Annotated in this window: 16 protein-coding genes; 8 read left to right on the forward strand and 8 right to left on the reverse strand. The window is 70.2% G+C overall.

Annotated features, from left to right (window positions below; all coding sequences use genetic code 11):
- Positions 1–32: 32 nt before the first annotated feature.
- From D451_RS0122130 to D451_RS0122160, 7 genes are all read left to right on the forward strand, one after another.
- A complete protein-coding gene (locus D451_RS0122130) occupies positions 33–4,046 on the forward strand; it encodes an amino acid adenylation domain-containing protein (protein WP_026125273.1) in 4,014 nt (1,337 codons plus the stop codon).
- Positions 4,047–4,223: 177 nt separating this feature from the next.
- The gene (locus D451_RS0122135) at positions 4,224–5,201 is read left to right on the forward strand and encodes an ABC transporter substrate-binding protein (RefSeq protein WP_241463367.1); all 978 of its coding nucleotides are present in this window, start codon (positions 4,224–4,226) and stop codon (positions 5,199–5,201) included.
- Positions 5,202–5,228: 27 nt separating this feature from the next.
- Positions 5,229–5,435, forward strand: coding sequence for an MbtH family protein (locus tag D451_RS0122140; protein ID WP_014911161.1), 207 nt, complete (start codon positions 5,229–5,231; stop codon positions 5,433–5,435).
- 18 nt (positions 5,436–5,453) lie between these two features.
- Positions 5,454–6,848 (forward strand): enterobactin transporter EntS, encoded by a 1,395-nt coding sequence (gene entS, locus D451_RS0122145; protein WP_017536019.1) that lies wholly within the window; start codon positions 5,454–5,456, stop codon positions 6,846–6,848.
- On the forward strand, positions 6,845–7,651 hold the full coding sequence (locus tag D451_RS0122150) for a siderophore-interacting protein (protein WP_017536020.1): 807 nt from the start codon (positions 6,845–6,847) through the stop codon (positions 7,649–7,651). The genes entS and D451_RS0122150 overlap by 4 nt, the downstream gene beginning before the upstream one ends.
- Before the next feature lie 144 nt (positions 7,652–7,795).
- The gene (locus tag D451_RS0122155; RefSeq protein ID WP_017536021.1) at positions 7,796–8,542 is read left to right on the forward strand and encodes an ABC transporter ATP-binding protein; all 747 of its coding nucleotides are present in this window, start codon (positions 7,796–7,798) and stop codon (positions 8,540–8,542) included.
- Entirely contained in the window at positions 8,539–9,270 is a 732-nt protein-coding gene (locus tag D451_RS0122160) for an ABC transporter permease (RefSeq protein ID WP_017536022.1), read from the forward strand. The genes D451_RS0122155 and D451_RS0122160 overlap by 4 nt, the downstream gene beginning before the upstream one ends.
- 1 nt (position 9,271) lies before the next feature.
- On the opposite strand, the gene D451_RS0122165 is transcribed toward D451_RS0122160, so the two are convergent.
- From D451_RS0122165 to rpmG, 4 genes are all read right to left on the reverse strand, one after another.
- The gene (locus D451_RS0122165) at positions 9,272–9,853 is read right to left on the reverse strand and encodes a hypothetical protein (protein ID WP_017536023.1); all 582 of its coding nucleotides are present in this window, start codon (positions 9,851–9,853) and stop codon (positions 9,272–9,274) included.
- A 413-nt stretch (positions 9,854–10,266) separates the two neighbouring features.
- Positions 10,267–10,437, reverse strand: coding sequence for a 50S ribosomal protein L32 (gene rpmF, locus D451_RS0122170; protein ID WP_017536024.1), 171 nt, complete (start codon positions 10,435–10,437; stop codon positions 10,267–10,269).
- Positions 10,438–10,510: 73 nt separating this feature from the next.
- Positions 10,511–10,756, reverse strand: coding sequence for a type B 50S ribosomal protein L31 (locus D451_RS0122175; RefSeq protein WP_014908653.1), 246 nt, complete (start codon positions 10,754–10,756; stop codon positions 10,511–10,513).
- 31 nt (positions 10,757–10,787) lie between these two features.
- Positions 10,788–10,952: a 50S ribosomal protein L33 gene (gene rpmG / locus D451_RS0122180; protein ID WP_014908751.1), complete on the reverse strand. Its 165-nt coding sequence runs from the start codon at positions 10,950–10,952 to the stop codon at positions 10,788–10,790.
- A gap of 908 nt (positions 10,953–11,860) precedes the next feature.
- Between rpmG and D451_RS0122185 the strand changes: the two genes are divergently transcribed.
- A complete protein-coding gene (locus tag D451_RS0122185) occupies positions 11,861–12,781 on the forward strand; it encodes a S1 family peptidase (RefSeq protein ID WP_017536025.1) in 921 nt (306 codons plus the stop codon).
- Positions 12,782–12,929: 148 nt separating this feature from the next.
- Here D451_RS0122185 and D451_RS0122190 read toward each other — a convergent pair whose 3' ends face one another.
- The 4 genes from D451_RS0122190 to D451_RS0122205 are packed head-to-tail and all read right to left on the reverse strand — an operon-like array spanning position 12,930 to position 16,706.
- Positions 12,930–13,673 (reverse strand): aspartate racemase/maleate isomerase family protein, encoded by a 744-nt coding sequence (locus tag D451_RS0122190; RefSeq protein WP_014913187.1) that lies wholly within the window; start codon positions 13,671–13,673, stop codon positions 12,930–12,932.
- Positions 13,670–15,067, reverse strand: a complete 1,398-nt coding sequence (locus tag D451_RS0122195) for an MFS transporter (protein ID WP_014909513.1) — start codon at positions 15,065–15,067, stop codon at positions 13,670–13,672. The genes D451_RS0122190 and D451_RS0122195 overlap by 4 nt, the downstream gene beginning before the upstream one ends.
- On the reverse strand, positions 15,064–15,753 hold the full coding sequence (locus tag D451_RS0122200) for an HAD family hydrolase (RefSeq protein ID WP_014909460.1): 690 nt from the start codon (positions 15,751–15,753) through the stop codon (positions 15,064–15,066). The genes D451_RS0122195 and D451_RS0122200 overlap by 4 nt, the downstream gene beginning before the upstream one ends.
- On the reverse strand, positions 15,750–16,706 hold the full coding sequence (locus D451_RS0122205) for a pseudouridine-5'-phosphate glycosidase (RefSeq protein ID WP_234305933.1): 957 nt from the start codon (positions 16,704–16,706) through the stop codon (positions 15,750–15,752). The genes D451_RS0122200 and D451_RS0122205 overlap by 4 nt, the downstream gene beginning before the upstream one ends.
- Positions 16,707–16,709: the final 3 nt, after the last annotated feature.

Below are 16,709 nucleotides of genomic sequence, written 5' to 3' on the forward strand. Positions count from 1 at the left end.
ATCCACCACCGTCATCGACCGAGGAGAACCCCATGAACACCGGCGCCGAGGGTCCGGGGCGGATCCAGGACGTGCTCCCGCTGGCCACCCTCCAGGAGGGGCTGCTGTTCCACTCCGTCAAGGACGAGGTGGACCTGGACGTCTACACCGTCCAGAACGTCTTCGAGTTCACCCGCCGCGTCGACGCCACCGCCCTGCGGGCCGCCGCCGACGCCCTCCTGCGACGCCACCCGGCCCTGCGCGCCGGGTTCATGCACGAGGGGGTCGAACGTCCGGTCCAGTTCGTCCCCGAGCGGGTCCCGGCGGCCTGGAACGAGACCGACCTGTCCGACCTGCCCGTGGTCGAGGCGCGCCGCCGCCTGGACCACCTACGGGTCGCCCAGCGCGAACGCCGCTTCGACCTGGCACGCCCGCCCCTGATCCGGCACGTGCTGGTCCACCTGCCCGAGGGGCGGGACGTCCTCCTGCTGACCTTCCACCACATCGTCATGGACGGCTGGTCGGGCGAGCTCTACAACGCCGAGCTGATGGACCTGTACCTGCGCGGCGGGGACGACAGCGGTCTGCCCGAACCCCGCCCCTACCGCGACTACCTGGTGTGGCTCTCCCGTCAGGACCGCCGGAGCTCGGTGGAGGCCTGGCGCTCCGCCCTCGACGGAGTGGACGAGGGCACCCTGATCTCGGCGGGGGAGGGCGGCGACACCACGATCATGCCGCGCACCGTCGACGGGATCGTCGATCCCGCCCTGGCCGACCGGCTCACCACTCTGGCCCGGGAACTCGGCGTCACCCCCAACACCCTCTTCCTCACGGCCTGGGGGCTGGCCCTGCGCTCCCACACCGGCGGCGACGACATCGTCTTCGGCAGCACCGTCTCGGGACGCCCGCCCGAGATCGACGGGGTCGACTCCATCGTCGGCGTCTTCTTCAACACCGTGCCGGTCCGGGTCCGGGTCCGACCCGCCGAGACCGTCCGCGACCTGTTGGTCCGGATCCAGGGGGAACAGGCCGACCTGCTGGCCCACCACCACGTGGGGCTGGCCGACATCCAGGGCGCCGTCGGCGGCCGGCGTCTCTTCGACACCCTCTACGTCCAGCGCAACATCCCGCGCGACGACGAACGCTACCGGGACGTGCGCGAACGCACCGGACTGGAGTCGGTCACCGGCAACGACGCCACCCACTATCCGCTGACCTTCGTCGTCCAGCCCGGCGACGAGCTCCGACTCAGCCTCGCCCACCGCACCGACGTGGTCTCCGCCGAGACCGCCCGCGAACTGTACGACCGGGTGACGCGGCTGCTCGAAGGGATCGCCGACCGCCCCGACGCCCCGGTCTCCGCCCTCGACCCGCTCGACACCCGGACCCGAGAGGCCTGCCTCGCCCTGGGCGAAGGGCGACGGCTCGCCCTGCCCGACACCACCCCGGCCGCGCTCTTCGAGGCCTCCGCGGCCCGCGCACCCGAACGCGTCGCCCTGGTGACCAGGGAGGAGCGCCTCACCTTCGCGGAACTGGACGAGCGCGCCGAACGCCTGGCCCGCCTGCTCGCCGACCTGGGCGTGGGGCCCGAGGCACGGGTCGCGATCGCCCTGCACCGCTCCGCCGACTGGGTGGTGACGCTGTTCGCCGTCCTCAAGCTCGGCGCCGCCTACGTCCCCCTGGACCTGGAGCACCCGGCCGCGCGGCTCGGCCACATGATCGCCGACTCCGCGCCCCTGGTCACCGTCACCACCGCCCGCGCCGCCGAACACCTGCCCGACGAGGCCGAGGGCGACGGCCGACGGTTGTACCTGGACGACCCGGCCACCCGCGCGGATCTGAGGTGGGTGGACCTCACGGTGCCCCGCCCGCCCGTCGAGCACCGGCCCGACCACCTGGCCTACGTCATCTTCACCTCCGGCTCCACCGGTCGCCCCAAGGGGGTGGAGACCCCCTACCAGGGGCTGGTGAACATGCTGGTCAACCACCGCGCCGAGATCTTCGACCCGGTGGTGGCCGAACAGGGCGGCCGCGTCATGCGGGTCGCGCACACCGTCTCGTTCTCCTTCGACATGTCCTGGGAGGAGCTCCTGTGGCTGATCGACGGCCACGAGGTGCACCTGATGGACGAGGAACTGCGTCGCGACTCCGCCGCCCTGGTCTCCTACTGCGCCGAGCACGACATCGACGTCGTCAACGTGACCCCCTCCTACTGCGGTCAGCTCCTCGACGACGGTCTGCTCGGCGACACGACCGGGAGGGAGGAACGGCACCGCCCGCCACTCGTCCTGTTGGGCGGCGAGGCGGTCACCCCCACCGTCTGGGATCGGCTCCGCGACACCGACGGCGTGCTCGGATACAACCTGTACGGGCCCACCGAGTACACGATCAACACCCTCGGCGGCGGCACCGGCGACAGCGCGACCCCCACGGTGGGACGCCCCATCGCCAACACCGACGTGCGCGTCCTCGACACCGCGCTGCGGCCGGTCGCCCCGGGCGTCCCCGGAGAGCTGTACGTGACCGGGGTCGGCCTGGCCCGCGGCTACACCGCGCGCCCCGACCTGACCGCCGAGCGGTTCGTCGCCGACCCCTACGGAGCTCCCGGGGCCCGGATGTACCGCACCGGCGACCTGGTGCGGTGGGACGAGGACGGGCTCATCGACTACCTGGGCCGGATCGACGACCAGGTGAAGATCCGCGGGGTGCGCATCGAACCCGGCGAGGTCGTCTCCGCCTTGGAGGAGCACCCCGACGTCGTTCAGGCGGCCGTGACCGTGCGGGAGGACACCCCCGGCCTCAAGCGGCTGATCGGCTACCTGGTCCCCGGAACCGGGAAGGGGATCGACACCGACGCCCTGCGCCGGGAGCTGCGCGACTCCCTGCCCGACGCCATGGTCCCCGCCGTCCTGGTCACCCTGGACCGGCTGCCCCTGACCGTCAACGGCAAACTCGACCACGCCGCCCTGCCCGCGCCCGCCCACCAGGGGGCGGCGGGACGTCCGCCCCGGGACGACGTCGACCGCGCCCTGGCCGACGACTTCGCCGCCGTCCTCGGCCTGCCGGAGGGGGCGGACAACCCCGTCACCCTCGACGACGACTTCTTCGACCTGGGCGGCCACTCCCTCCTGGCGATGCGCCTGGTGGGGAGGGTCCGCAAGCGCACCGGGCAGCGGCTGCGCGCGGGCGACCTCATCGCGGCGCCCACGGTGGCCCGCCTGCGCGACTACCTGGAGTCCCCGCGTCGTGAGGACCTACTCGCGCCGATCCTGCGCCTGCGCGAGGGCGGACGCCGCCGGCCCCTGTTCTGCCTCCACCCGGCGGCCGGACTGAGCTGGTCCTACGCGGGACTGGCCCCCTACGTCGACAGGGAACGCCCCCTGGTCGGCGTGCAGTTCCCCGGCCTGCGCGAGGACGATCTTCCGCCCACCATGGACGCGCTGGTGGAGCGGTACGCGCGGCTGATCCGCACCGTCCAGCCGAGCGGCCCCTACCACCTGGTGGGCTGGTCCTTCGGCGGTCAGATCGCGCACGGCCTGGCCACCCTCCTCCAGTCCGAGGGGGAGCGGGTCGACTTCCTGGGGATGCTCGACACCTACCCCACCGACTCCGAACCGGTCCGCCGGGCGGGCGGGGCCATGACCGACGACGAGGCCGAACAGGAGGCGCTCGACTTCCTGCTCTCCGGCGCCCGACGCGACCTCCCCTCGTGGCTCACACCGCCCTACCGGCGCGCGGACGTCGTGGAGTTCCTGCGCGACGGCGACGGGGTGTGGTCGGACTTCGACGCCGAGACCATCGAACGCGTGGTGCGCGCCCGCGTGTACACCAACGAGGTCATGTACCGGGCCGACTACCGCGTCTTCCGCGGTGACCTGCACTTCTTCTCCGCCGTCGCGCGACGGGACCCGGGCTCGGGGATCACCGCCGAACTGTGGAAGGAGTACGTCGACGGGCGGGTGATCGACACCCCGGTCGACCACCACCACGACGACCTCACCGGCCCCGCGGCGCTGGCCGTCATCGGTCCGGTCCTGGACCGCGCGCTGCGAGGAGAGCACCGCTGACCCTCTCCTCGGGACGGGGGCGCCCCACCGACCTTCAGGTGTTAAGGTTAGGCTTACCTAATGGAAGTCGGGGGGATTCGGCGGGCCATCGGTCTCCCCCGTCCCACGCCGCCCCCTGCCCCGGGCGGCCCACCCCCACCTCACGCACCCCTCCCCGACGACCCCGAAAGCGAACCCGTGACAGTGTCGACCACCCGCCCCCGAAGCACCGGCATGGCCGCCGGCGCCCTGGCCCTGACCCTCGCCCTCACCTCCTGCGGCGCCGACGACCCCTCCGACGCCGCCGACGCCTCCACCGAGACCACCACCGTCGAGACCGACTACGGACCCGTCGAGATCCCCACCGACCCCCAGAGGATCGTCGCCCTCGAATTCGGCAACGAGATCCTCGTCGAGGCCGGCATCGACCCCGTCGGCGTCATCGACCCCAACCCCGGCCTCTACACCCCCGAGGAACTGGAGATCCTCCAAGGGGCCGACGTGGTCCAGGAGTCCAGCCTGGAGATCAACATCGAGGCCGTCGCCGCCGCCGAACCCGACCTCATCATCGGCGGCGTCCGCGAGGTCAGCCACGACGACTACGAGGAGCACTTCGAGAACCTGTCGCGGATCGCGCCCACCGTCCTGTTCGACTTCGACGGCGCCGGGCCCGAACTGCGCGACATGAGCCTCGAACTCGCCGAGGTCGTCGGCGACGCCGAACGCGCCGAGGCCGAACGCGAACGCTACGAGGAACGCGTCACCGAGCTCCGCGACACCTACGCCGAACAGCTCCAGGACCACACCTTCGCCGTGGTCTTCGGCGTCGACGACCAGTTCGCCGTCGTCAACACCAACGCCTGGGGCGCCTACATCCTCGACGAACTCGGCGCCGAGACCACCTCCGTCATCGAGGAGGCCGGCGGCGACTTCGCCACCTTCCAGTCGTACGAGAACATCGACAAACTCGACGACGCCGACGTCGTCCTCTACGAGACCGACGTCTCCCTCGAACCGGACGCCTTCACCGCCGACCTCCTCGACCAGAACCTCTGGGCGAGCCTGCCCGCCGCGGAGAACGACCGCGTCCACCCCCTGCGCTACAGCTTCTCGCGCACCTGGGGCCAGGCCAACGACGTCCTGGACCAGCTGGAGGAAGTCCTCCAGGACCTGTAGGACCCGCACCCGACGGAAGGAGTCACCATGACCAACCCCTTCGACGACGCCGAGGGCACCTTCCTCGTCCTGGTCAACGAGGAGGAGCAGCACTCGCTCTGGCCCGTCTTCGCTCACGTCCCCGACGGCTGGACCCCCGTCCACGGGCCCTCCTCCCGGGACGAGGCCCTGGACTACGTCAACACCCACTGGACCGACCTGCGCCCGCGAGGCCTGCGCGAGTCCCTGGCCTGACCCCACCGGAACGGCACGGTGGAGCCCTCGTTCGGCTCCACCGGCCGTGCCCCCGGGCCCGACACCCACGCGCCCGTACCCGCCTTCGTGAAGGACCCCGTGAAACTCTCCACGCTGATGGTCGACATCGGCCCCCTGCGCACGAGCCGCGAGTTCAGGATCGTCTTCGTCGCCCGACTCGTGTCCATCTTCGGGCTGGGCTTCGCCGCCGTGGCGCTGCCGATGCAGGTCTACCAGCTCACCGGGTCCTCCCTCGCCGTGGCGACCGTGCACACCACCTCCGCCGTCAGCGTCCTCACCGGCACCATCGTCGCCGGCATGCTCGCCGACCGGGGTGACCGCCGCCGCCTCATCGTCATCGGCCGCGCCTCCGCCGTCATCGGCTTCGGAGCGCTGGCCGTCAACACCCTCACCCCCGGCGAACCCTGGCTGTGGGTGATCTACGCGGCCGCCGCCTTCAACGGCTTCTTCGGCTCCTTCAGCGCCGTCGCCCTCCAGGCCGCCGCCCCCGGCTTCGTCCCCCGCGACAAACTCCCCGCCGCCGGCGCCCTGCTCGCCCTCAACGGCGAACTCGGCTCCGTACTGGCCCCCGCCCTGGGCGGCGGCATCATCGCACTGTGGGGGATGGGCACCAACTTCGTCATCACCGCCCTGCTCTCCCTGTTCACCACCCTCCTGGTGTGGCGTCTGCCCCGACTCGACGCCCCCGAGGACGGCCGACGGCAGTCGATCGCCACCGCCCTGCGCGAAGGCGGACGCTTCGCCGTCGGCCACCGCGTCGTCGGACCGCTCCTGCTGCTGGGGCTGGTCCAGATGCTCTTCGCCGCGCCCCAGGTGCTCATCAACGAGTTCACCGACAAGGTCCTCGGCGGCGGCCCCGGCCTGGTCGGACTGCTCTACACCGCCCCCGCCGTCGGCGCGCTCCTCGGCTCGCTCACCAGCGGCTGGGCCGGACGCGCCCACCGGACCGGAGCGCTTCTGCTCACCGCCGTCGCCCTGTGCGGCCTGGCCGTCCTCGGGCTGGGCGCGAGCACCTGGGCGCCGTTCGCCTTCGTGTTCCTGGCCTTCCTCGGCTTCGGCCAGGTCGTGGAGGAGATCCTGCGCTACGCCCTCCTCCAGTCGCACACCCCCGACCGGCTCCGCGGCCGCGTCAACGCGGTGTGGACCGCCCAGTCCACCGTGGGCGGCTCGGCCGGCGCCCTCACCCTCGGTGGTCTGGCCCCCCTCATCGGCGCGGCCGGAGCCCTCATGGCCGGCGGCGCCCTCACCATCGTGAGCGTCGGTGCCCTGGCCGTGGCCTTCGCCGGCCTGCGCACCGCACGGGTCCTCCGGGACCCCGAGACCCTCGCGTCCGACGGTCCGACCGTCGCCGACGCGGACCGTACGACCCGAACCGACAAGGAGAAGAAGTGACCCACGAACGCCTCCTCGAGATGTACCCGCTCAAGCGACGGGTCCTGGAGGTCGCCGAGGTCGAGCGCGTCACCCCGAGGATGATCCGCGTCCATCTGGAGGGCCCCGACCTGGAAGGCCTGCGCAGCGACCACTTCGCCGACCACGTCAAGCTCTGGTTCCCCAACGAGGACGGCGACCACGTCCTGCCCATCGTCGAGGACGACCGCTGCCTCAACTTCCGCGCCGAGGGCGTGGTCTTTCGCGACTACACCGTCCGCGCCCTGGACACCGACGCCGGGCGGTTGAGCATCGACTTCGTCGCCCACGACCACGGGCCCGCCGGCCGCTGGGCGATCGACGCAGAACCCGGACAGCGGCTCGGGGTGCTCGGCCCGCGCGGCACCGCCTGGATCACCGGCGAGTTCGACCACCACGTGCTCCTGGTCGACGAGACCGCCCTGCCGGCCGCCGCCCGCTACATCGAGGAGCTTCCCGAGGACGCCGAGGTCCACGCGTTCTTCGAGGTCGCCGACGCCGCCGAGGAACAGGAGCTCAAGGCCCCGAAGAACGCCCGGATCACCTGGCTGCACCGGAACGGGGCCGCGCCCGGCTCCACCGACCTGCTGTTGGAGGCCTTCCGTTCCCTGGAGCTTCCCGAAGGCGACGGCTTCGTGTACGCGGCGGGGGAGGCCGGCACCCTCAAGCCCATCCGTCGCCTGCTCAAGGAGCGCGGCTTCGTGCGCAACGAGACCTGCGAGGTCGACGGCTACTGGCGCCGCGGCACCAGCAACCTCGACCACCACGAGGAGGACGAGGACTAGTCTCCTCGATCCTCCCGGAGAACGGGCCCCGCGATCGAAGTCCGATCGCGGGGCCCGCCGTCGTCCGCGCGACCGGTAAGCGAACCGTGAACCCCGCGAGTGGCGCCTTGACCGGGCCGGATCCGCCACCGATGATGCTGCGCCATGAACCAAGGTGCCCACCATGCCCAAGATCCGCCCACACCCGCCGTCATCGTCCGCGACCTGCGGGTACGACGCGGCGGCACCACGGTCTTCGACGGTATCGACCTGGAGATCGCCCGAGGCGGGATCACCGGCCTGACGGGGCCCTCCGGCTGCGGTAAGACCACCCTGATGCGCGCCATCGTCGGGACCCAACGGATCCGTTCGGGCACCGTCACCGTGCTCGACCGGGAGGCCGGAAGCGCGACACTGCGCCGTCGTGTCGCCTACGACACCCAGGCCGCGTCGGTCTACACCGACCTCACCGTCGAACAGAACCTGCGCTACTTCGCCCGCCTGATCGGCGCCTCCCGACACGACATCGAACGCGTCCTCGACCAGGTGAACCTACGCGACCAGGCCGGACGCCGGGTCGACACGCTCAGCGGGGGCCAGGCCGGCCGGGTCTCGCTCGCCGTCGCCATCCTCGGCCGCCCCGAACTCATCGTCCTCGACGAACCCACCGTCGGCCTCGACCCCCTGCTGCGCGAGGAACTGTGGGAGGTCTTCCACACCCTGGTCGCCGAAGGGGCGACCCTCATCGTCTCCAGCCACGTCATGGACGAGGCCCTGCGCTGCGACCGGCTGCTCCTGATGCGCGACGGCCGCGTCATCGCCGACACCACACCCGCGCGGCTGCTCTCCGAGACCGGCGCCGCCGACCCCGACCGCGCCTTCCTGACCCTGATCGAGAGGAAGGCCGGATGAACGTCACCCGCACCTTCGCCACCAGCGGCCGCGTCCTGCGCCAACTCGGCCACGACCCCAGGTCGATCGTCCTGCTGCTCGTTGCGCCGAGCCTGCTCGTCGGCCTCTTCGCCTGGCTCTTCACCGACACCGACGTGTTCGACGGCATCGGCCCGGCGATCCTCGCCCTCTTCCCGTTCGTGGTGATGTTCCTGATCACCAGCGTCACCACCCTGCGCGAACGCCGCTCCGGAACCCTCGAACGCCTGCTGTCCACCCCGATCGGTAGATTCGACCTGATCTTCGGCTACGCGTTCGCCTTCGGTCTCGCCGCCGTCGTCCAGGCCTTCGTCACCGTGCTCTTCGCCGTGTACGTGTGCGGCCTCGACGTCCAGGGCCCGCTCTGGCAGCTGGGCGTGGTCGCGGTCGTCGACGCCCTGCTGGGCACCGCGCTCGGGCTGCTGGCCAGCGCGTTCGCGCGCACCGAGTTCCAGGCGGTGCAGTTCATGCCGGTGCTGGTGTTCCCGCAGATCATCCTCGGCGGCCTCTTCATGCCCCGCGACCGGATGCCCGACGTGCTCTACGCGATCTCGGACTGGCTGCCCCTGAGCCACGCCATCGACGCGGTCAACGCCGTCGCCGCGGGCGACGAGGCCTGGGAGGTGTACCGCCCCCTGCTGATCGTCGCCGCCTTCACCGTGGGCGCCGTCCTTCTCGCCTCCCTCACCCTCCGCCGCCGCACCCCGTGACCTAGAGGTTCTCGGAGCGGGTTCCCGCGCTACGCCAGGCCTGCCAGGCGAGGTAGGAGAACGGCAGGACCAGAAGCAGGTCGGCGAGGTAGGCGATCCAATCCACGCGTAGGACCCTGCCCGCGGGGAAGGCGATGGCCGCGACGCAGATGAAGACGGCCGCCCAGCGGGGCGAGGTCCGGGTCCATCCGATCATCAGACCGAAAACGAACAGGGCGAGAGGGAAGACCGGCCCGGGAAGCCAGAGCACGAGGAGGCTCTGAGGGGGGTATTCGGAGAAGCTGGACAATGCTATTCGATTCACCACCCCCAGGGCCTCCTCGAAGAACCCCTGGAGGCCGAAGGAGATGGTTCCGAACATTCCTGCGAGAAGAACGATCAGCCAGATTCCCGAAATATTGGGGATATGAACACGAAGTCGATCGTATTCCCCGAGAAACCCGTAGACCCAGGGCACCATGGACAGCGCGATCAGCATTCCTCCGGTCACTCCGTAGTGTCCATCGTTCCAGAAGAACGGGGAGGCGGCGAAGGTGACCGGGCCGAGAAAAAGTGCCACGGCCTGTAGTCTCTTGATGAGCATGGCAGTACCCTACGATCCCTGGTCGGTTCTTCGAAGAGGTGACCGGAAAGTCCGGAGCGCCGTGTTCGCTCGTGTCGGGAAAAGGAGGATACCCTTCTCTTCGGCATTTCAGATGTTTTTGCCTGAGGTCTCCCCGGGTCTTCCGGAGAAGGAGCATGCCGGCCGAGGCCTGCTGAATCTTCGGAGCGAGAACCAGAGGAGTTCGTACCGAACCGATCGTCGGTGGCCCGATCGGAACTCCGCGGACGCCGCCGGTCGGCCGCGGTCCTGGTCGGTGTCGGTCGAACACCGACCAGGACCCCGCACCCGCTGATGATTCGGGCGGTGCCGTGTGGATCGTTCCTCTCACCGGCGTCCGCGCGACCGTTGAGGGGACGGGTGACGGTACGGGAGGAAGGCCCGAAGAACGGTGCCTAGTCCGGCGGGGGGAGAAGACCACGCCGGTAGGCGCGCACGAGGTTGCGGGGGACGCGGTACTCACGACCTCGGATGTGGACGGTGATCAGTTCCGGTGTCGTGGCCTTCCACTGGGAACGGCGCGTACGCGTGTTGGATCGGGACATCTTGCGTTTGGGTACTGCCATACCGGTGATTCCTTTCGATTCGGGGTGGTCTCGTGGACGCCTTCTCCGGTGTCGGCGGGGTCGGGCGCCGTGGTCATCCGCGTCGGTATCGGCGCTGGAAGCGCTCCACCCGGCCGGCGGTGTCCACCACACGGGAGGTGCCCGTGTAGAAGGGGTGGCTCGCGCTGGAGATCTCGACGTCGATCACCGGGTAGGTGCGGCCGTCCTCCCACTCGATGGTCTTGTCGCTGCTTCGGGTGGAGCGGGTGAGAAAGGCGAAGTCGGCCGCCTTGTCACGGAAGACGACGTGCTCGTACCTGGGGTGGATGTTCTTCTGCATGGTGTTCTCCGTGGGGTGTGGGCGCGTTCGCTCAGCGTTCCTCGCGGAACTCGACGTGGCGGCGGATCTTGGGGTCGTACTTGCGCAGGACCAGGCGATCGGGGGTGTTGCGACGGTTCTTCCTGGTCACGTAGGTGGTTCCGGTGCCCGCAGTGGAGCGGAGTTTGATGATGGGGCGAACGTCGTTACGAGCCATGGGGTCCCTCCTCGTGGTGGAGCTTGCCAGAAAATGATAACCGTTTTCAATAGTAGGGTGTTCGCGACCCGGAGAGCGCCACCCGTCGAGGCCACTGGGCCGTGTACGTACGCCGGTACGCGCGTGGTCCCCGCCGGAGTGGCTTGAGGACACCCGGCGGCGGGTTCCGGACGCCGGTCGATCCGACCGATTCAGGTGACGGATCGGCGTCTCAGGAACCCGAGTGCCCCAAGAGGCCGTACAGACGTCTTGGGGCGCCGGCGGCTCGGGCCTTCCACCGTGGAGGTCCGGGTGGCCGTGGTCCGGACGTGAGTCCGATGGTGAAGACCCGTTCCACATGCTCGGAGGGTCGAGGAGTTCCCCGTCCGTTCGATCGGCCTGCCCAGCGACGGGTACCGATTCCGTGATCGTCGAAGGCCATCATGGGGCCGTGGTGAATGTCGTTACGTTTCCGGCCGTTGTTTCCTTGGCGATCGCCCTCGTGCTCTTGATGGTGCACAAGGCTCGATATGTGGGGACCGCTTCGGCTCCTTGGTTCGCGAGGGGAGCTTTTCTTTTCTCGCTACTCGCCATCACCCTCGGTTTCTATGGACTGTTCTCTTGATCTCTCTCCCCGGCTCGACCGCCACCGGAGCTCGCCGGTGGGAAACGACGCTCCCCCTCTCGCCTCGCCGGACGCCCCGCCCCACGGGGGCGGACCCCATCGCCCCTCCCCACCTGGAACGATGTCGGGCGCATCCACCATAAGTACGTCCTCCACCCCCTCTTTCGATCCCTTGCCCTTTCCGCGGGGAGTTCCATTGGTCGAGGGTCGTCTGGTCCTCGCGGCCGATGTCCCGTGCCTCTCCGATCCCTAGTTTCGAAGGCGTAGGAGAAAGAAGGAACATTCCACCAGGGAAGAGGAGCGCATGTTCGAAGGCGGCGGGAAGAGGACCGGGTCGTCCCGGAGTCGTGGGCCGGCCTTCGCGGCGGTGGTGGGGGCGGGCGCCCTCTTGGGGGCGATCGTGGCGGCGGCCCCGGCGAGCGCGATCATCGGTGGTGTCGACGCCACCGAGGAGTACGAGTTCATGGCGGCCCTGTTCGACGACAAGGGCGCTCACATGTGCGGGGGCGCTCTGGTCGACGAGGAGTGGGTGCTCACCGCGGGGCACTGCACCTTCCCCGAGGAGATCACCGTGCGCGTGGGCAGTACCGACCACACCCAGGGGGGAAGCGAGCGCGAGATCGTGGAGGTGGTCGAGCACCCCGAATACGAGGTGGAGGACGTGAGCGACGATCCCGACTACGAGCTTTCGGAGTACCTGCTGTGGAACGATCTCGCGCTGGTGAGGTTGGACTCTCCGGTCGAGCAGACCCCGATCGACCTGGGCGAGGTGTCGTCGGTCCCCGACTCGGCGGTGCGCGTCCTCGGGTGGGGGATGGTCGACGAGTTCGGTGAGAAGGACAAACCGGACATGCTCCAGCAGTTGGACACCGAGGTCGTCGACCCGGAACGGTGTGCGGAGATGGACCCCGAGAGCGATCTGTGTTCGGAGCATCCGACCGATGAGGCCCAGGCCTGCATCACCGACTCCGGTGGTCCTCTGATCCGTGGTGAGGAGGGCGATCGGGAGCTGGTCGGCGTGGTCAGCCGTGACGGCGACTTCGACGAGAATCCGCTCTGCGTGGGGCCGATGGTCTTCACCGACCCCGTGGCGCACGCGGACTGGATCACCTCCACCATCGGTGACGAGACCTCGGCGAAGACCCCCGAGCCGGTGCCGGCGAAGGGGGTCGGTCACGTCCGCGGCGCCGACGACCACCGGCCCTCCGACTTCGAACGGGGTTGATCTCCGGGGCGCCGGTACGGCCGGCGGCGTGAACCCCGAACGGACGGCCCCCGGTGACGCATCCCTGCGCCACCGGGGGCCGTCCTCGTGCCCGGTCACAGCGGGCCCGCCGCCCCGAACCTTTCGAACCTCCACGGGCCTCGGTCCATCAGGGGACCGGGGCCGCCCGGGCGACGGAGGCGGCGCGTCTCTCCATGGCGCGCAGGAGGGCCGAGTTCGAGGAGATGACGTTCAGTCTCCGTGACCGGCGCAACCGTTCGGCGGCGGTGAGGCTGGCGAAACCACCACCGGGAACGAGCAGGGTGTCGATGCCCGGTTCCAGCCTCTGGAGGATCTGGCGTTCGAGTTCGTCCTGGTCCACGGCGAAGCGTGCCCCCCGGTCGAAGAGGTCGGGGCGTTCGATGCCGTCCCACTCCGCGGGCAGCTCGTATCGGATGATCTGGCGTACCCGCACCGGCAGGTAGGAGCGGATGGCCTCCAACGTGCCGTCGCTGAACCAGGGCGGGGCCACCACGGCGATCCCGTCGGCCCGGTTCCGGGCCAGTTCCTCCCGGATCGCCTGGCCGGCGGTGACGGTCGGAACACCACCGGACAGCCGCTCGACGTGTGCGCCGAAGGCGGTGTCGAACGCCGTCCCGCCGAACACGCTGCTGCTGGCGAAGCAGTAGCCCAGCGCGTGGACGTCGAGGTCGCCCAGTTGGCGTACGGCGACGTCCATGCCGGTGCCGGAGAGGAGCTCCTCCACGTCCAGGCCGGTGAATTCGGTTCCGAAGGGACGCGGGGTCCAAAAGCGCGCGGTGTGCACGCTCGTGTCGGGCCCGACCGAACGCCAGATCTCCATCTCGGGGACGGGGTCGTTGTGGATGACCAGGAGGCCGAGCCTCGTCCTCATACCCGGACCTCCTCCACGGGCCTCTTCTCCGGACGGCGCAGGATCAGCGGGGAGATGAGCATGCCCGCGGCGGCGAAGGCGGCCGTGAGACCGAACGCCCAGCGGAACTCCACGCCCGTCGGGTCGGTGCCCAGGATGATGGTCAGCAGAGCCACCGTGACCGCGGCCGACAGGTACTGGGAGGTGGTCATGAGCGCTCCGGCCGTGCCCTGGTGCCGGTCCGGCACGTCCCGGGTGCCGATGACGAACATGGAGGTGTAGATGACCCCGTGTCCGAAGCCGCTCAGCAGCAGGCCGGGCAGCAGGTGGGTGGTGTAGGTGCCCGACCCGAGCATGGCGGCGAGCAACGCCAGGCCGACGACGCTGATCAGGAAGCCCACGGTCATGGTCGTTCCCGCGCCGATGCGTTCCACCGCGCGGCCCGCGGCCATGTTCCCGAAGGTCACCATGACGGCCAGGGGGAGGAAGCCCAGTCCCGCCTGGAGCGGTGTGAAGCCCTCCAGTTTCTGGAGCAGGAGTGTGACCAGGTAGAACTCCGAACCCACGCTGGCCATGTACAGGTAGGTGGCCACCACGCCGGCTCCGAGGGAGCGGGTGCGCCGCAGGGACCGGTCCACCATCACGTTGTCGGACCACGCCTCGTTGGTGAGGAAGGCCAGGCCCAGGACCACGGCGACCAGGCAGGCGACTCCGGCGTACATGCCCGGGGTACCCGGATCCGCCACCAGGGTCAGACCGATGACCAGGGCGAGGAGCGCGCCGGTGCCCATCATCGCGGCGGGCAGGGGCACGCGTCCCGCCCGGTCCTGCCGGGACGCGGCGGTCAGCCACAGCAGACCGCCCAGGGCGGCCAGCAGGGTCAGCGGGATGTTGATGAGGAAGGTCCATCGCCAGGAGAACTCGGTGAGGACGCCACCGAGGATGGCGCCCACGGCGAGACCGGAGGCGCCGATGGCGCCCCAGATGGACAGGGCGCGTGAGCGGGCCGGACCGGCCGCGAAGGTCGCGCTGATGAGGCCGATGGTCGCCGGCTGGAGGAAGGCCGCCGACAGCCCCTGCGCGCCTCGGCTGATCAGGAGCGCCATACCCTCTTGGGCGAAGCCTCCCAGGGCGCTGGCCGCGCCGAAGGCGATGACCGAGACGAGGAAGACCCGCTTGGCGCCGACACGGTCGCAGACGCGCCCTCCCACCAGCAGGAGGCCGGCGAACAGGAGGGCGTAGGCGCTGACGATCCATTGGAGGACGGAGGAGGAGAGACCGAGGTCGTGCCCGACGCTGGGCATGGCGACGTAGATGATGGAGTAGTCCAGCGCGATGAGGAACTGCGCCAGACAGAGAACGGTGAGGGCACCGATCGCCTGGGGACTTGCCGTGGATCTGAGGACCGTGTTCATCGAGTCGCTTTCGTGGCGGTTTGCAGGGCCGGATCGTGCAGATGACCGGCGAGTTCGAGGACGGAGCCGGCGACGAGGAGGGCGCCCGCCGAGAACAGGGCCTCGGCGTCGGCGACACCCCAGTCGACCCCGATCGCCGTCATGCCGGCGTCGACGGCCATGGTGACGTCGTCGGGGGAGTCGCCCACGACCACGCACTCCTCGGGGCGGAGTCCGAGGGAGTCCGCGGCCAGGAGGGCCGGGTCGGGGGCGGGTTTTCCCCGGGCGGCCAGGTCGTGTCCGATGACCAGGTCGGGGTGGCGGTCCAGCCCCGTGGACTCCAGGAGTTCGTGGGCGCTGCGCGTGATCTTGCTGGTGACCACCGCGATCCGGGCGCCCTCCTCGGACAGGTCCGTCAACAGCTCCCGGACGCCGGGGAAGACCAGGGTCGAGGCGGCGGCCCGGCTGCGGCGGGCGAAGGACTCGCGGAAGAGCGCCTTGGCCGCCTCCCACACCGTCTCGTCGCCTCGGGGGATGAGGAGGGGCAGGATCGTGTCGAGGGGCTTGCCGATGAGGCCTCGGGCGTCGGCCGGCAGCGGTACCGCGCCGTAAGGGGCGCAGGCGTCGTGGAAGGCGGCCATGATCACCGAGGGCGAGTCCACCAGCGTGCCGTCCAGGTCGAAGAGGACACCGCGTGCGCGCTTCACGACCCCACCGTCGCCTTCGTGGACACCTCGGCGCGGACAGCGGTCTCCGCGACCGCGAGCCGGGCGGCCAGCCGGGTCGTGGACTCCAGGACCGCGCGGTTGACCCGCGCGCTGCGCCCGTCCGTGGCCTTGGCGATGGCCGACAGAACGAACGGGGTGAGCGCGGCCCCGGTCGCCCCGGCCTCGTGCGCCTCCCGCAGCGCCTCCTCCACCAGCGTGTCGAGCAGGTCGGCGTCGATGCTCCATTCCTCCTCGATGGGGTGGGTGACCACCACGGAGGAGGGGGATACCGCCTCCCAGTGCCGGTGCGCGACCCCCGCCAGTTCCGCCAGATCGTCGAGGCGATGGGGGACGGGCCGTCCCGTGCTGCGCGTGTAGTAGCCGGGGAAGTCGTCGGACCGGTATCCGATGACGGGCACGCCCACGGTCTCCAGGTACTCCAGGGTCAGGGCGGGGTCGAGCATGGACTTGGCACCGGCGCAGACCACCGCCACGGGCGAACGGGTGAACTCGGTGAGGTCCGTGGAGACGTCGAAGGAGACCTCGGCCCCTCGGTGCACGCCCCCGATGCCCGCGACCGCGAACACCCTGATCCCCGTGGCGACCGTGCCGATGAGAGCGGAGGAGACCGTGGTTCCGCCGGTGCGTCCGCCGTGCAGGGCCATCGCCAGGTCCCGGGTACTGATCTTCTGGTCGTCGGAGGCCTTGGCCAGCCGTTCCAGTTCCTCGTCCGAGACCCCGACACGCAGGGCGCCGTCGATCACCGCGACCCGGGCGGGGACCGCCCCCTCCTCCCGAGCGCATCGGTCGACCGCCAGCGCGGTCTCCAGGTTGTTCGGGTAGGTGCCTCCGGCGACCACGGAGGTCTCCATGGCGACGACGGCCTCGCGGCTCTCCACGGCGGCACGGACCTCGTCGGAGACGATGACGGCCGACCGGTCGGGACTGTTCATGTC

This window comes from Nocardiopsis alba DSM 43377 (assembly GCF_000341225.1).
GTDB classification, from domain to species: domain Bacteria; phylum Actinomycetota; class Actinomycetes; order Streptosporangiales; family Streptosporangiaceae; genus Nocardiopsis; species Nocardiopsis alba.

What these genes read in the sequence shown, in the direction of transcription:
- D451_RS0122160 (WP_017536022.1), top strand. Translation starts at nt 8,539, where the DNA reads ATGAACGTCACCCGCACCTTCGCCACCAGCGGCCGCGTCCTGCGCCAA.
- rpmF (WP_017536024.1), bottom strand. Translation starts at nt 10,437, where the DNA reads ATGGCAGTACCCAAACGCAAGATGTCCCGATCCAACACGCGTACGCGC.
- D451_RS0122175 (WP_014908653.1), bottom strand. Translation starts at nt 10,756, where the DNA reads ATGCAGAAGAACATCCACCCCAGGTACGAGCACGTCGTCTTCCGTGAC.
- D451_RS0122165 (WP_017536023.1), bottom strand. Translation starts at nt 9,853, where the DNA reads ATGCTCATCAAGAGACTACAGGCCGTGGCACTTTTTCTCGGCCCGGTC.
- D451_RS0122205 (WP_234305933.1), bottom strand. Translation starts at nt 16,706, where the DNA reads ATGAACAGTCCCGACCGGTCGGCCGTCATCGTCTCCGACGAGGTCCGT.
- D451_RS0122130 (WP_026125273.1), top strand. Translation starts at nt 33, where the DNA reads ATGAACACCGGCGCCGAGGGTCCGGGGCGGATCCAGGACGTGCTCCCG.
- D451_RS0122140 (WP_014911161.1), top strand. Translation starts at nt 5,229, where the DNA reads ATGACCAACCCCTTCGACGACGCCGAGGGCACCTTCCTCGTCCTGGTC.
- D451_RS0122190 (WP_014913187.1), bottom strand. Translation starts at nt 13,673, where the DNA reads ATGAGGACGAGGCTCGGCCTCCTGGTCATCCACAACGACCCCGTCCCC.
- D451_RS0122155 (WP_017536021.1), top strand. Translation starts at nt 7,796, where the DNA reads ATGAACCAAGGTGCCCACCATGCCCAAGATCCGCCCACACCCGCCGTC.
- D451_RS0122195 (WP_014909513.1), bottom strand. Translation starts at nt 15,067, where the DNA reads ATGAACACGGTCCTCAGATCCACGGCAAGTCCCCAGGCGATCGGTGCC.
- rpmG (WP_014908751.1), bottom strand. Translation starts at nt 10,952, where the DNA reads ATGGCTCGTAACGACGTTCGCCCCATCATCAAACTCCGCTCCACTGCG.
- D451_RS0122185 (WP_017536025.1), top strand. Translation starts at nt 11,861, where the DNA reads ATGTTCGAAGGCGGCGGGAAGAGGACCGGGTCGTCCCGGAGTCGTGGG.